The sequence below is a fragment of the Minwuia sp. genome (genome assembly GCF_048263705.1).
Lineage (GTDB): Bacteria > Pseudomonadota > Alphaproteobacteria > Minwuiales > Minwuiaceae > Minwuia.
The window spans coordinates 162,707-177,480 of the sequence record NZ_JBLXDV010000008.1; the positions used below are offsets into that span (position 1 = coordinate 162,707).

Annotated in this window: 13 protein-coding genes; 7 read left to right on the forward strand and 6 right to left on the reverse strand. The window is 53.5% G+C overall.

Annotation, left to right across the window (positions count from 1 at the left end):
- Positions 1 to 23 precede the first annotated feature (23 nt).
- The 3 genes from ACN0X7_RS13225 to ACN0X7_RS13235 all read left to right on the forward strand — a co-directional run bounded on the left by ACN0X7_RS13225 (position 24) and on the right by ACN0X7_RS13235 (position 2,880).
- Positions 24 to 677: a Crp/Fnr family transcriptional regulator gene (locus ACN0X7_RS13225; protein ID WP_417517980.1), complete on the forward strand. Its 654-nt coding sequence runs from the start codon at positions 24 to 26 to the stop codon at positions 675 to 677.
- A gap of 521 nt (positions 678 to 1,198) precedes the next feature.
- Positions 1,199 to 1,633 (forward strand): hypothetical protein, encoded by a 435-nt coding sequence (locus ACN0X7_RS13230; protein WP_417517982.1) that lies wholly within the window; start codon positions 1,199 to 1,201, stop codon positions 1,631 to 1,633.
- Positions 1,630 to 2,880 carry a relaxase/mobilization nuclease domain-containing protein gene (locus ACN0X7_RS13235; RefSeq protein ID WP_417517984.1) on the forward strand — a complete coding sequence of 417 codons (1,251 nt, stop codon included), beginning with the start codon at positions 1,630 to 1,632 and terminating at the stop codon, positions 2,878 to 2,880. Before ACN0X7_RS13230 ends, ACN0X7_RS13235 begins: the two co-directional genes overlap by 4 nt.
- Positions 2,881 to 2,910: 30 nt before the next feature.
- Here the strand turns inward: ACN0X7_RS13235 and ACN0X7_RS13240 are convergent, their stop codons facing one another.
- The 4 genes from ACN0X7_RS13240 to ACN0X7_RS13255 all read right to left on the reverse strand — a co-directional run bounded on the left by ACN0X7_RS13240 (position 2,911) and on the right by ACN0X7_RS13255 (position 7,695).
- A complete protein-coding gene (locus ACN0X7_RS13240) occupies positions 2,911 to 3,333 on the reverse strand; it encodes a hypothetical protein (RefSeq protein WP_417517986.1) in 423 nt (140 codons plus the stop codon).
- The gene (locus ACN0X7_RS13245; RefSeq protein ID WP_417517988.1) at positions 3,320 to 3,832 is read right to left on the reverse strand and encodes an antirestriction protein ArdA; all 513 of its coding nucleotides are present in this window, start codon (positions 3,830 to 3,832) and stop codon (positions 3,320 to 3,322) included. The genes ACN0X7_RS13240 and ACN0X7_RS13245 overlap by 14 nt, the downstream gene beginning before the upstream one ends.
- Positions 3,833 to 4,159: 327 nt before the next feature.
- Positions 4,160 to 6,643, reverse strand: coding sequence for a hypothetical protein (locus ACN0X7_RS13250; RefSeq protein ID WP_417517990.1), 2,484 nt, complete (start codon positions 6,641 to 6,643; stop codon positions 4,160 to 4,162).
- A 467-nt stretch (positions 6,644 to 7,110) separates the two neighbouring features.
- Positions 7,111 to 7,695: a recombinase family protein gene (locus ACN0X7_RS13255; protein WP_417517992.1), complete on the reverse strand. Its 585-nt coding sequence runs from the start codon at positions 7,693 to 7,695 to the stop codon at positions 7,111 to 7,113.
- A gap of 155 nt (positions 7,696 to 7,850) precedes the next feature.
- Between ACN0X7_RS13255 and ACN0X7_RS13260 the strand changes: the two genes are divergently transcribed.
- Positions 7,851 to 8,186 (forward strand): hypothetical protein, encoded by a 336-nt coding sequence (locus ACN0X7_RS13260; protein ID WP_417517994.1) that lies wholly within the window; start codon positions 7,851 to 7,853, stop codon positions 8,184 to 8,186.
- Positions 8,187 to 8,209: 23 nt separating this feature from the next.
- Here ACN0X7_RS13260 and ACN0X7_RS13265 read toward each other — a convergent pair whose 3' ends face one another.
- Together ACN0X7_RS13265 and ACN0X7_RS13270 are read right to left on the reverse strand one after the other, a co-directional pair.
- Entirely contained in the window at positions 8,210 to 8,947 is a 738-nt protein-coding gene (locus ACN0X7_RS13265) for a hypothetical protein (RefSeq protein ID WP_417517996.1), read from the reverse strand.
- A gap of 96 nt (positions 8,948 to 9,043) precedes the next feature.
- Entirely contained in the window at positions 9,044 to 11,869 is a 2,826-nt protein-coding gene (locus ACN0X7_RS13270) for a hypothetical protein (protein WP_417517998.1), read from the reverse strand.
- Positions 11,870 to 12,323: 454 nt separating this feature from the next.
- On the opposite strand from ACN0X7_RS13270, the gene ACN0X7_RS13275 reads away from it, so the two are divergent.
- The 3 genes from ACN0X7_RS13275 to ACN0X7_RS13285 are packed head-to-tail and all read left to right on the forward strand — an operon-like array spanning position 12,324 to position 14,768.
- Entirely contained in the window at positions 12,324 to 12,632 is a 309-nt protein-coding gene (locus ACN0X7_RS13275) for a hypothetical protein (RefSeq protein ID WP_417518000.1), read from the forward strand.
- A complete protein-coding gene (locus ACN0X7_RS13280) occupies positions 12,629 to 13,600 on the forward strand; it encodes a hypothetical protein (RefSeq protein WP_417518001.1) in 972 nt (323 codons plus the stop codon). Before ACN0X7_RS13275 ends, ACN0X7_RS13280 begins: the two co-directional genes overlap by 4 nt.
- Positions 13,601 to 13,619: 19 nt before the next feature.
- A complete protein-coding gene (locus ACN0X7_RS13285; RefSeq protein WP_417518003.1) occupies positions 13,620 to 14,768 on the forward strand; it encodes a hypothetical protein in 1,149 nt (382 codons plus the stop codon).
- Positions 14,769 to 14,774 lie beyond the last annotated feature (6 nt).

A 14,774-nucleotide genomic window follows, 5' to 3' on the forward strand; every position in this document is an offset into this window, starting at 1 on the left:
TGTTTCAGGATTCAGATCCGCGAATGTCCGTTTCCCAGGCGCCGCTTTTGCAGATGCTCGCGGACGAGAGCCGGAATGCACTTCTGAAATCTGCGTCGATCATCAACCTGGACAAGAATCAGTTCCTGTTTCACGAAGGGGATCCACCGGAGTCCTTCTTCATCATTGCGTCGGGCTGGATCAGCCTCTTCAAGCAGGATCACATGGGCAAGCGGGTGGAAATCGGCGTGTTTGGCCCCAGGGAGAGCTTTGCCGAAGCCGCGCGGCACATGCAGGGCTATCCGGTCAATGCGCAAACCATGACGCCGGCCCAGATCGCCTGCTTCAGATGGAGCCGGATCGCCGAGGACCTGCAACGGGATCCCGATCTGGCGAAGGCGCTGTCGGAATCGACGTCGCGCCATCTCGAGGATCTGGTCAACAGGAGTGCGGATGCGACCTTGCTCGTCGCCCACGAACGGCTGGCTGCATTCCTGCTGCAAAGCTGTCCGCCGGATTGCAAGCAGACGACGATCAGGCTGCCGTTCGCCATGGGGATTCTCGCAAAGAAGCTGGGACTGACACCGGAAACCCTGTCGCGCGCGTTTGCCCGCCTTGCGGATCATTCGGTGAGCCGATCCAGTCGGGAAATTCGCATTGATGACGTCGACAGCCTGAAGGCACTGCTGCCACCCTGATGGATGCCGGCGGAGAGGGGGCGGGAGAGTCCGAACCCTGGCTGCTCTCGGGCGCTTGCTGCGCAACCCCCTGCCGCAACATCGAAATCGGAGCAGATTTCAGCCGTTTCGCTGTGCGAAAAGGCTCTGGCGGACAGGGAAACGGAGGGAGATATCTCGAGTTCTCCAACAGGTCGCGACCGCGGCCCGGCGACCGTTCGCCGCCCCATCGGAGCGGGCGAGCGCAGCGAGTTTAGCGTGAGACAAAAATTCGTGGCGGAAACGGAGTGAAATAGTTCGAACCCTGAACGCTCTCGGGCGTTTGCTGCGCAAACCCCTGCCGCGTTGGGTACGCCTCAGAACATGTTCTCATCGTTATCGCTTCGCGAAACGACGCTGGCGGAGACGGAGGGAGATAGTTCGAACTCCGAGACCGACCTGAACGCTGTTTTCGATGCCCTTGCTGATTGGGAAAATCAGCTCCAACAACTCCAAGGCGTTGATGCCAGTCAGAGCGTGACAACGCCTGAGGAGCCTTCGCCATGAGGGCGCTTTCGAGCCGCAACGCCTTCAACGATGCCGCGCCCGTACCTGCATCACGACGCAAAGCGCCACCGCCTGTTTCGGTGCGTCTGACTTGGGACGAATATGACCGCCTACGGAATGACGCTGGCTCAATGGCGATGGCCGCACATATCCGGCTGAAGCTGTTCGGTGAGTGCGAAGCGCCGCCATCGCGCAAAGCCTATACGCGCAAGAAGACATCACCGTCGTCGCAATTGGTCATGCTCGGCAAGATGCTTGGCGCATTGGGTGAGTCTGACATTGCCGCCAACTTACGCAGCATCGCCAAGGGCGCTGAGACGGGGGCAGCTCCCCTTGCCGCCGATGATCTCGCGGCGGTTGGCGATGCCTGTGCGGCGATCATGGATATGCGGGAGCGCCTGATCGCGGCGCTGGGGGTGAAGGCGCGGTGATCCTGAAAGGCAATCGACGCGGTGGCGCGAAAGACCTGGCCGTGCACCTCATGAAGGACGACAACGACCATGTGGAGCTGCACGAGCTCAAGGGATTCGTCAGCGACACGCTGATGGGCGCGTTGAACGAGACCTATGGGTTGAGCAAGGCAACGCGCTGCCAGATGTTCATGTACTCGCTGTCCGTCAACGCCCCGCCGAATGAACGCGTCAGCACAGACGCGATCCTAGACGCAATTTCCCAATCCGAGAGAGCTTTGAAACTCGAAGGTCAGCCGCGCGCTATCGTGTTTCACGAGAAGAACGGGCGCAGGCATGCGCATGTCGTTTGGTCGCTGATCGATGCCAAGGTCATGAAGGCGGTGCGCCTGCGTTTTGACCGCGAAAAGTTGCAGCCCGTCACGCGGAGGCTGTTCATCCAGCACGGATGGGACATGCCTGCGGGGTTGATGGATCGGAGCAACCGCGATCCGCGCAATTTCACATTGAAGGAATATCACCAGGCCAAGCGACATGGCCGAAACCCGAAGGCTGCGAAAGCCGCCATTCAAACCGCTTGGGCGATCTCGGATTCGCGGGCGGCTTTCACAAGCGCCCTCGAAGAGCGCGGCCTCAAGCTCGCCCTTGGGGATCGGGCGCGGTTTGTGTGCGTGGACATGTTCGGCGAAGTCCACGGGCTGCGTCAGGCGCTCGGCCTGCGCGTGAAGGACGTACGCGCCAGAATTGGTAATGAGCGCGAAAGCCCTGAGCTGTTCTCCAGCGTCACAGAGGCCAAGGCCGATATGGCAAAGCTGATGGTTGATTGCTTGCAACAATTCAAACAACAAACGGGCAAGCGGGAACGTGAAGCGCGGTCAGAGTTTGCACAACGACGGCAGCGCCTCGTTGGCGCGCAGAAGCGCGAACGGCTCGCGCTGGATCAGCGCCAAAAAGCGCGATGGCGGGAAGAGGTATCAACCCGTCAGTCGCGGTTCAGCACTGGCCTGAAAGGCCTGTGGGACGGCTTGCGGGGGCGTCATGCAAAACTACGCAAGGCCAATGAGCTTGAGGTGCTGGAAGCCTTGAAGCGCGATCAGTCTGAAAAAGACGACATGACTTTTGAACATCTGGAGGAGCGTCAGCGCCTTGATGTGTTCAAGCTGGAAGTCGCGCAAGAGGCTGAGCGTGACATTCGGCAACTGGATCGGGATATCGACGCCTACACGGAGTTACGTGACGGCCCAGAACTGCCGATGCCGGATATCTGACGGCTGGCCGGAACGAAACATCGTCAGATATCAGAACAGGCTGAGTTGTTCGGTCTGTCCAGGCGCAAAGAATATCGGCTTGCCACTGAGAACGAATGTCTCTCCGGCATGAAGAACCTTCACGCCGTGATAGAAGCCCATCGGGTCTTTCCGGGCGCGATGGCCGTCTTTGACCAACTCGGCATAGGTGAACGTATTGCCTTCGAACAGGCTGAGATGAAGCACCTGAAAGGCCGTAACCAACCGATCTTTGCCTTGGTTCCGGCATCCCGTGTTCACCAGCTTCTTGCCATGCCAGATGAAGGGTTTGCATATGGGTTTACCCAAGGCGATACAATCGCCGCTGTAGGATGCGGCGATATCACCTTCGCCAGTATAGCGCTGCCTGCGCTCGCACCATTGTCCAGATTCGAACCTCTGTGGGTCAACCAGATTGATATCAGCGGTAAGCATAGACGAGCTTTTCTCCGGCGATCTCGGTTTCGGAGAAATCGGCGGCGAGGTCACGGGCGATGGAGTCGTAATCGATATGACTGGCAAGGGAGTCCGGCACTTCGCCGAACAGCCCTTCGTCCACGAAATTTTCGGCAAGCTCGCGCAGGCTTTCGACGGAATACAGATCGATCTCGATACCATCGGGATCATCAACCACATCGAAGTGGCCATAACCACAATCCCCGACCGCGATGATATATAGGTGCTTTTTCTCCTCGTCCCACGATTGAGCAGCCTCCAAAAACGCCGCAAAATTGACCTGACAGAGTTCCCAAGCCCTCGACAGCGCAAAGTCGATACGCTCACCGTCAATGAACTGGATTTCAAATTCTTCGACCCTCTGGCCGTAGGCGTTTACCGCTTTTGCGGCTTGTGCGTCGTATTGCTCGACTGTCTCGAAATAGAAGCCCGTAGCCGATATGTCGTATGGCTGGGCGAACAGCATGATGTTTGTCATTTCCCTTTTCTCCTTTGGTTGAGGGTTGCGTCTGCAACCTCTGCCCTTTGGCGAAAACGGGGTGTGCAAGCGGAGAGAAAAATCGACGGCGGGCGCAGGGCGGTAGCCTGAGCCTCGGGAGACCGTCTATTTTTATCGAAGTGCGCTGAGGGGGAGTCCCCTAAGTCTCGCGCGAGGGATTGAAGCCGAATGGCCGAGACCGCCTTGGCGGGCTTGGTTCACGAAAGCCCGGCCAGGAACGGGCGCAAAAGGACGGCTTCTGATGAAACGAAATTGGACCCAAATTCATTCACTGTTGTCTACTGTCATAGAAGAATGCCTTAGAGGTCAGCTATGGTTGGTATCAGGTGTCGGTCCGTAGTTTCTCTCGGCACTACGAGTCGCGCGTGTGAGATTTGAAATTAGTTGATTGCGTGCACTTTCAAGCGGATGAGTGCACCATGCAGAAGAGAGCCCACGGCGAATTGCTTCTTCGCGCAAGGGTGTATAAAGACTAGTGATGTAATCGAAAAAATCTTCCACCCTTTTACGCCGCAACACTAAACGCTCAACAATATTACGTGTTGAGTAAACCTCTTCAGTTTGGGCACGAAGCGTTTTCCAAGTGTCCGTATCGGCCACAAAAGTATCCATCATTACATTCTCAAGAAACATCATATCTGACGTCAGGTAACGGACGATGTACGCCCCTAAGCGGCTGACAATGTAGCTCGACTCAAATGTTGGTGGTGTATGTGACGTAGTGTGGATAAATCGAAATCGACATAAATCTTCGAGAACTCGCGCTGTCAATTCATCGCCAAAGCCCAATTGACGAAAGTTTTCCTGAATTTCTGTGCCTTCCAAATATCGGAAACTGCTATCACTACTCATATTGACAATAGCAGAAAGCAGAAAGAGTCGAAGCATTTGCGCTTCAGTTTTGGCAAGGCGACTGTCAAATGGATTCCCAACAACAGAAAATTCTTCGTGATATTGCTTTTCAGTTCCAATCATGATTGCACGAAGTGCCTCATGTTGTGGCATCACATACTTGCCGGTACTTTCATAAATGCGCAGTGCTTTACCCGATGCAGTCCACCCCGACTGAAGGAATTCACGAGTCATACGCAACGCCAATCGAATATCTGATGTTGCAAGAACGTCAATCAGATTGCCAACAGCGGAACCAAGCACCGAATTTTGAACAAGGTCAATGATTACGGAAAGATTCTCAACTTTTACTTCTGCACCATTTTCTGCAGTGAATTCGCCGTTTTTGCCTTCCAATAACTGCCGCGCGACAAAGAAGCGCCGGGCCAGTACCGCTTCTACCACCGGTGGTTCGATGCTAATTGGGTCGAAATCGAACGCATCAAACACTGGACTGTGCTTGTGTTGAATGTATGTCGCTTCGCGCATTGAACAAATTAAGCTGGCACCAACTTTCTGAGCTAAAGCCATGCTATCCGAAAAAATATTTGATTGAGTGTTTGAATTTTCAAACTGATCGATGTTATCGATCACCAGAAACACACCTCTTGTTCTCGCAGCATATGCCAGTAGTTTCTCCACATATGGAAGGCCCTTACTAAAGTCGTCCATTAGCAGTTGACTTATGCGCCGTTTTCTTTCTCCCTCATCGTCACGAAGCAAAAACAATGGACCTCGAAAAAGGGCATCAATCTCATCCTTGTAGGCATGCCTCACGCATCGCTCAAAATCGGACAGGAAAGGATCTGCGTTTATTCCTTCAAGTAGGCGTGCGATGATGAATTCGAGTGGGGACTCTTGTGGCGAGAATGGCCTGAAATCTACTTGAAACCAATGAGGGTAGGGGCGATCAGGCTTGGGCTCAAATATCGAAGCTGCGCTAACTTGGCGAGTATGATTGAGAAATGTGGTTTTGCCGGCGCCCACTTGACCCAGAACAAGCATAGCGATCGGGCGTGCACGGTTCCCTGCTTCAGTGATAATCGTCGCCACTCTTTTTGCTTCCTGGGCGCGCATCGCACGAACAGGTGCTTTTCTGGAAACCGCTTCACGCTTCGAAATATGGATGCGCACACGATTATCGAAGCGTCTGCGGTCTGGCGTCTGTACATACATTTTTGACAATAGATCGGCATCAGAGTTAACAATATCTTCTGTAAATGCTGTTACTATCGCATCCTCTATTAATGGATAAAGGCTATGTCGTGTGATTTTGGAAAATCCAGTTGGAAAAAATCGGTTGAGCCTTCGATCTTCTATTTGATTTTCTATGCGACCCAACAATTCATTTTCCAGGCTGCCATTGATAACCGCATCGCGTGATAAAAGATCGACAAACTCGGCGAAATCCGTGTCCAAAACAGATTTCAGATCTGGAAATATCACTGCGGAAGAGTCAGAAAAGCGCACTTGATCAATGCGATTGGCTGGGAAAATTATCCAGCTATTCCCATTGGTCACTATCGCGAACGGAAGAGACAGCTTGCGGGCATAGTCGCGTGCTTGGATAATTGCTTCACCGGTTGCGCCGGACATAATTTTGCCTTGTAGCCGAGTCCTTCGGGCATCAGGGACCTCGTGAAAGGCCGCGCCGACTCGTTTGGCTTCCACGACAAGCGCAGTCATTCCTGTTCGAATTGTATAATCAGCCCAAGTCGTTTTTCCATCCTCGGACACCCTTTCTTCATTGTGAACATCTGCGTGCGTCCAACCGAGAGTATGATAGAGGATGTCGGTGATTAGTTTTACGCGTGTGTCAGCTTCATTCGCATCGTGCAATATGAGGTTTTCATATTGCTCTAAGATGGAAGCAGCGGTTGGGGTGACTATATCTGGCATGATTTAATCTGACTTATCGAACTGACGGTTAGAATCCACCCTGACTTTAAACCTACCTCGACTAACGGTATAGGCCAAAGCAATGTCCTCGGATGCTGCTCGCTAGCGTAGGGAGGATGCCGTGCTAGCGCTCAATGGCCGATGGTTCACCAAGAGATTGTATGCCAGATCGTGTAGTTGTTGATGGGCTTGGTGAGCTGTGGGAAACGTGATTGATCGGCAAGACGATCTATTGACGCGAAGCGGCAACCGCGAGGGGGTAAAACGGGGGAGCGCCTAGCGTCCCCCTCGAACGAACCGTGAGGTGAGTGAGCAAGCGACCTGACGACTGTCAGGTACAGCTTGCACAACGTGCCTTTCTGGATTTCTCCAGTAGTTCATTGCCAGACCATGAAGCGCCTGTGGTTCGGCGATGCGCCTCTCTGTCTGTCCTGCAGGTTCTGGCATCGCCATTTATCAGCCTCCCCTCAGTCCTGCCCTTTACTGAGTCCAAGCCGCGTGAACCCGCGTTGGAGAGTGCTGCGAGATACGTCAAGCAAGGCCGCAACGTAACGGATCGGATACTCGGTCTCGACCATCCAATGATGCGCTTCGAGGATCGCATCATCACGCAAGGCTCGAGGTCTCCCAATGATCATTCCCCTACGCCGGGCCGCCTCCATACCTTCGCGTGTGCGGCGGGCGATGATACGTCGTTCGTACTGAGCAAATCCGGCCAAAATTGTCAGGAATAGCTCACCTTCTGCTGTTCCAGTATCGAGGCTCAGCCCGATGATCTGGAAATACACTCCGCGCACCCGCAGGGAGTCCGCAATCAGAATGGCGTCTACAGTCGATCTGAATGCCCGGTCCAAATCGAATACAACCAGGGTGTCGCCTGGCCGCAAGGAGGCGATCAGTTTGTCAAAAACCGGCCGCGCCTTGGCTACAGCTGATACGCGCTCAATGTGCAACTCATCGCACACTTCCTGAAGGCCGTTGATTTGACGGTCGGTATTCTGATCTGTCGTGGAAACGCGCAGATAGGCGTGACGCCTGGGTGTGCTTGCCATGGAGGCACCTGTGCAAAAGGGATCCCTTCTGCACTCGGATTTTGACGGCGCTGCGCCGTCCGGCTGGCCTTTTAGATTGGCCGAGTTCTGCGGTTTCGCAAGTCTAATTTCCCTTCGCTCCTCATTGATGTTATCGGGTGCAAAATCGATCCTTTATGAACATCAGAAAAGACATTGCGTTGGCAATATCGGCCTTGGCGATTGCCAGCGCTTATCCACAAAATTCAGTCGCCGAAACTTTCACGAGCCGGGAGTTTCTGACTTGGTCGAAGGAGGGACAGGCATCCTACCTTCACACCGCGATTGGAATGGCTGGGCTCATTGCAAAGCGATACGAGCCGACGAAAGGCAAATGCATTGACGATTGGTACTTCGGGGAGGTGACGCGTTCGCACGATCACATCCAGATCGTCATGCAAGAGTATCCGAATTATCATCCACTCGGCGTCGTTCTGGCAGTCTTAGAGAAGCAGTGCGGTAAGCTGCGCTAGCGCAACAAGGACCGCGCTAGCGATCACAATTTTGGCAACTCGGACGATACTGCAGCAGCAGGAGCAACTTCCGACGAAGCGCTCTCTTCCGGCGCAGCAGTAGGTTCGGGTCGGCTGCGCTCAAGCAGTTCCTGAATCTCTTCCAACTCGTCCTCGCTCAGCGGATTATCAGGATCATCAAGCCGGTCCTTGGCTTCGCCGACGGCGGCTTGATACTCGCGCCAGGCGGCGAGAGCATCCTGGGCGTCCTGAACTGCCTTCTTGCGGTCGAGATAGTCATCGTAGCTCGGGGCATCATTCGGCCAAACGATTGATGCAGCCTCCGGCGCGGCGATCTCTTGCCCGTTTTCATCGACGACGCGCCCGTCAGAGGTCCGGAACGCCATTCGTCCGTCGCCCGTGCGCGCGGCGTTGCTCTCCAGTTCGGACAACTCCGCCTCGGCGCTTGCCAACTCCTCGGTGATTGCTTCAATCCGCGCTTCGGCCTCATTGGCTGCGTCGATCACTTGCCCACGTGTCTCATTGTAGAGCGCGGCATAATTAGGGTCGCTGGCAAGCAGGGCTTCCAGCGCCGAAATCCGTGCCTCTGCTTTCCGGGCCTTTTTGGCCCGGATATCCGGGCGGCTCTCGTGATCCGCTGCGGAAGTGCGGTAGATATATCCTGATTTTGTCCCCGACAATTCGGCATTGTGGTCGTCAAGCCGCTCGTCCGCCTCTCGCGCCCGTTCCGCTTGTCTCAATGCCTTATCGTCTGCGTCCATAAACCCTCTTACTTACCAAATTATATTTTACCACTTCTGAGCGAGTACGTGCAAATTTTGACTTCTCAAACTTCGACCAAATCAAATTTACCTACGTCATGCATTCGACTGCGCCAAGATACTCCTGAATTCAGATTCCTCGAACTGCCAAATTGCCTCTCCTGCAATCGCCAAACCTCGTTCCAATTTTTCTATTCCTAATTTCCTGAATTCAGTGTTAATGGTTGATTTTCCTGCGGTAATCTCAGCGGCTCCGATACAGCATAATATACGGCCAAGATCTAGCTGTAGCTCAGTGTCGTCATTTAATTCTATTTTCTGCAATTTATAGGCTTCTTTCAAACACTCATCTGCTGCATCAAGCTTCCCGGTATTCAACGCTGCGTCACATTGGAGTCGTAGAATGTTCACCTCAAGAATCTTGCTTTCCAACCATGCATTGGGAAACACGTCAAATAATCGAACTTCTAGTGCCTGGCGAACGGCGGAAAGTGCCTCAACTAACCCAGAAAAATCGCCTTTTTCTTGAGAAAGAACATATCTATTCATGAGTGTAAATGCCAAATTATGCTGGGTATTACCCCAATTCTGCGGTGTATTATTTCGCGTCCGAAATTTCAAAGCCGCTTGACAACTTACTAAAGCCTTCTCGATTTCTGAAACGTTTTTTGTCAACATTCCTAGCTGATTACGACTTACTGTCAGATTGTTCAGGACCATTCCGAAATCGTCGGTTCGACTAGAATTCTGGAGCGCCAAACCTGCCCCATAATTGATCTGGTTCGCCCGCTTCGCGAATTTTATTGAACGCGCATCGCGAGACATCCTCGCAATACTTCGCATTGAATTAGAAAGGTTAATCGACGCCCTGGCGTATTTAATGGGAAATCGATCCTTGCCGTAAACAGCAAGACAGGCTCTTGACATTTTGATTGCCGCCAGAAAGTAACAAAGCGCTTGTTCGCCCAAATAAATGCTGCCGAGACTATTATACGCCGCGGACAGGTTCTGATATATCAATGCAGCATCAAGAATTTGACCAAGCTCCTCCCGTTCTTCAATCGCTCGGCAATACGATTCAACCACGGAAAAAAGAAGGGGGGGTCGGTCCTGAAGAGGAGATCTGCTTACTTCTAGATTGTTGATATAGCCAATATTGGTTTGGGCTTTCGCCCAATTTGATGGATATTCTTCTCTTGGCCAAAATTGTAATGCGGTCTCGTATATTTTTTTTGATTCACTAAACGCCTCTTTTCCTATATTCCCCTCATACCTAAGTGAAGCGGTTGATAATGCAGAGCCTAACCCAGTCAGATTTTCGGCGAATTCTTTAGTACGATTCAGCTTTTTATATATATCGCAGGCTGTCCTAACCGCCTGAACCGCAATAGCGCTCAACTTTTTGTCGAAAATCAAGCCATATTCGCCAGATAGTTCATCGCAAATTTCGCTGTAGGTAGAAAGAAATCCAGCATGCATAAGCGGAATGTTCGTCACATTGGGATCACCTAGTAAGCCTTCAAGCCTTCCTATTGATGAGAGTACTATATCTTTATTTTCGGCAAGCCCGGCTAATTTTGCGTACTGGTACTCGGCAATTGATAAAAAAAATTTGACACCGATTGGATTTGTAAAATCATCAACAGAAGGCTCTGCGCCTAACATCTTTTGGGTAATCTCAATAAAACTGGCATAGGCCTCTTTCTGCAACTTCTCGGACTCAAAGTCCGACCTACACGTTTTTAGCACTGCCGAAAGGTAGTCCAAGGCATAAGCCTGAACCTGATCCTCACTCGTCCCAAGTATTGCGCGCACGCGCTCAATCTTGGCCTGCAGAGAGTCTATAGTAGCCAAGGCCGTTGGTTCTGAAAAATACTCCAGAGATTCGGCGGCAGCGGACGCTTGAACGCCCACGGAGGATATCAAACCGCGCAAGTCATTGCGGTTGATGTAAAAATCTTCGTTCTTTGCCAAAAAGTCGATTACATGCACGCACTTGCTTGGGCGGAATCGTAGGCAGTGTTGATATATCAAACCGCCAATGCCTTCCCGCAAATCGGCGGCGCTTTCTTCGCTAATCAGCGCTCTCTGCGACACAGCATTCTCGAAGGTATCCAGTGCTAGCCCAAACTTATTTGAAATTAGGTAGAGCGACCCCTTTTCGGTCATTATTTCCGCCTGTTTCTCGCTCCTATGGGCCTCAGGTAAAAAGTCAATCGATGCTGACCATTGATCCAATACAACCTGTGCTTCATCGAATTGACCGTTCATAAAAAAGGTCATCGCCTCAGATATATACTTCTGCGCAATTTGATCAGATTTTTGCAAAGCCTCCCAACGACTTTGCATTTCTTGGCTTTCTATGGCTTTCTGCTTGATGAATGCTATGAGGTCTTGATCAGTTGCTGCGGGATCTTCATGACGAAAATGAAACGCAATACTTTCAATCAATTCTCGTCGTAGTCCAAACTCGTCAATGATCTGATTTGAAAATTTATTATCCAGATCACGAGAAGGCCCTTGGTATCGCAAATCCATCTTTTCGATGATTGGGGTCGTTTCAGTATCTGCGTCCGATTCTGAATGGCCAATAATTTCTATGTGTGGAAAATATTGATTTATTATCTTTGCGGCACTCACTCTAGCTGTCTCGCTTGCGTGAGGCGTCGTCATATAAAAAAGCAAGGTCAAGTATAGTTCTGTGCTTGCTATTGGAGGGTCGTTGTAAAGTGAGTGACGGAAATTTGTAAACCAAGGAATTTCGGATTCTGATAGATCGTGGTTGTCATATAAATATAGGGCGGCTTTTTTCCAACTAATGCGAAATTTTACCTGAGTTTTTTCAGTTCGAAGGCGTCGCTTGAACTCAAACTCTCGGTCGGCCAGTTCCAGTGCCTGAAATTCACGGAGTTTGATCGACATTCGCTTTTCCGTATGCGGTGTACCTCATCCAGGAGCCTAGTGTCGTCGTTGGCTTTAGTCACTATGGTTCGTTGGGTTCGATGCTGTGGGTCAACTCACCGCCATCAAAAAATACTACATCTATGACCTCACCGGTCATGTCGTCCCTGGTTATGATGCTGGGTAGCTTAGGGTTCTCGTGTCGGCCGAGTTTGCCGTCTTGATACCATTCTTCCTGGGTAGTTACGCCGGTGACAGGGTGTCTGACTATCGAGGCAGGACCGCCGGCACGATCCAGTTGTGATCCATGATACCATCGTTCAGAGACGGCAATGCCAGTGTTCGGGTCTATTTCCACTACTACAGTGTAGGTCTTGGAGTGTACTGAGCCATCCATTTTGCCTCGCTTCTTGTCGCACAATTATTATACATTCGATTAGTGTGAATTACAACTTGTGATGCGCCGCAGTCGGCTTTGGCCGATTTTGGCGGAACTTGCTTTGCCTTTTGCCCGGCCAAAACGACAATGGATTTAGTCACCTGCAACGTCCTCGACGAGGTGACAAACATGAACCAACCCATCTTTCAGTGCGCGATCTGCGATACGCCCTACCTTGAGGTGGGCGGCAAGCTGGCAGATGCGCTGTTGTGCGAAGACTGCATCTGCCGGGATGAAGTTCCCGAGAACTGGCGCTTCGAATCCATTGACGACGCTCGCTCCGCGCTGACTGTGCATGTCGGCGGCGGCGCTCTTCGGTCGCGCTGTGATGGAGGTCGGAAATGACCCCCTCACACTACAGCAACTCATTCGTGGTCAGCAGTGGCGTGAACGAACCTGACATGTCGGATCTCGTGTACGGCATCGCTGGCGAGGACAACGCCGCTGAGCGTGTTGAAACCATTGCCGGTGATACGTTCGACGCTGCGAACAGCACGGTCGGCACAAGCGAAGCGCAGGAAGCGGCACTTCGCGCCGAAGCAGATGAAGAACGCGTCCGCGCGAGGCAGGTCCGCAAAGAGCGCCGCGCCGTCCCCGAAACTACCGAAGTCGAATCCGCCGAGCGGCTGGTGAAGCCGAACTGGTGGATGCGCTGCAATGGCTTCCTTGCTCTTGCCTTCCTTCTTGCGCTGTTCGTTCCTATTCCGGCGTTGATCGCGCAGGGGATTGCTGAAAGCCAGACACTCATTCCCATTGCCCGCGACTGGCGGCTCGGCCTGCCGGTCGGCATCGCGCCTCTGGCGGGCATCATCGCCTCCAGCCTGCTGCGTCATACTCTGACCGCGCGGGCGCGCACTTCCTACGACCGCTTCATCTCAGTGGCCGGTATCGGAGCGCTCGGACTGTGGGCGGCGGGATACGCGGTGACGTTTCTTGTCCCGCTCGATGGCTCGGGAACGTTCGGGGGCAGTGCTAGTCACGTCGATCTTCGGCCCTTCTATGCGATCCACCTCGGCCTGGAGGTGATCGCGGCGCTCGGTCTGACCGCGATTGTGGAGCGTAGCTTTGCCGCTGGTCGCCGCGTGGTGCGGATCGTCAACGAAGGCGTTGATCTTCTGACCGAACGCGCCGAAGCGACTCTCGCGCGGCTGATGAGCCTCATCACCGACGCCGACACTGTGAAGGATCGCAGGGATCGCCTCGCTGCTGCGCGCAGGGCCTACATCGCCAAGCAATTGGCCTTGCTGACACGCGCGCAGATGGAACGTGCCGCTGCAATGGCTGCCGCCGCCGCCAAATCCACCCGCAACTGATAGACAAGGAGTATCCAAAATGATGACGACATACGTTCGTAATCTGCTGGGGGGCGTGGCCATTGCCGCAGCCCTTTCGGCGACCTCTGCCACCGCAGATGAATATCGCGTTGTGTTGCCGGACCACTATGACGGCGATTTGGCTGAACTCACGGCTGAACTCGGGAGCTTCTTCAACGGAAAGATCGGCCCTGGTGAAGCGTTCACTGTGTTCGACGGAACGTCGAACAAGCGTATCGCTCGTATCGATGTGCCAGATGAGGAACGCTTCCAGTATCCGCGCGCGCGGCTTCGTGCCTTCGCGGGCGAGATCGGCAAGGTCGGTCGTTTCCTGACCGCGCTCGGCAATGGGGACAAAGGGGTTCCAGGTCGGCTGGACCTTCTGTCGGTGCTGCGCGGAATCGGTGACAACCGCGTTGATCGGGACGGCCAGATGCATGTGTTGGTGCTGGGACGGCCGGTTCAGTACACCCGCGATCCTGCCTGGTCGATGATCGGCGAGAAGGGGCGGTTGCAAATCCCCAGCGATGCGGCGTTGGTCTCGGACGCCACGCGCACGCCCTATAGCGTGTCCGCGCGCAAGGATGCGCTCGCCGGGGTCAACGTTCATGTCTGTGGTGTAGGCGGTTGGAAGCTGAGCCGTCTCGACGATCTTTCGCTTCGGCATGTCTGGGGAACCTGGATTGCTGCTCAGGGTGGCGCGATGGTGACCTGGGCGCACGATCTGGCTGTGTGCTTCGAACGGTTCCGATCGGGTGTGTCAGAGGCGATTTCTGTTGCTGAACCCGACCTTACCCTGCCGCCTGCGATGTTGCGCCCGGTCTGGAATGAATCCGAACGTTTGGAAGGTAAGGAGCGTCCTGTTCCCGAGTCTTTCAACATCTTCTTCAAGAAGGATCATCCGAGCGTTCGTGGGCTGATCGTGTTCACCGGCGTCGAGTACGATCCCGCACACTATCCGTCCCGCTACGACCACGCCTGGTGCTATTTCACGAGCGCCGCAGGGCGTGATGGTGCGCAGGTGCGCGTCAATGTCGGCAAGAAGGTTTTCGCGGCCCTGCCCACCTGGCACAAGGTGACGGACCGTGCGCTGAAGGCGGCGGGCGTCAGCCGCGATGACTTCGTTCGTGCGCGCTCGGTCTGTCAGTTCCCCGTTGACGGGAGCTGAGCGACT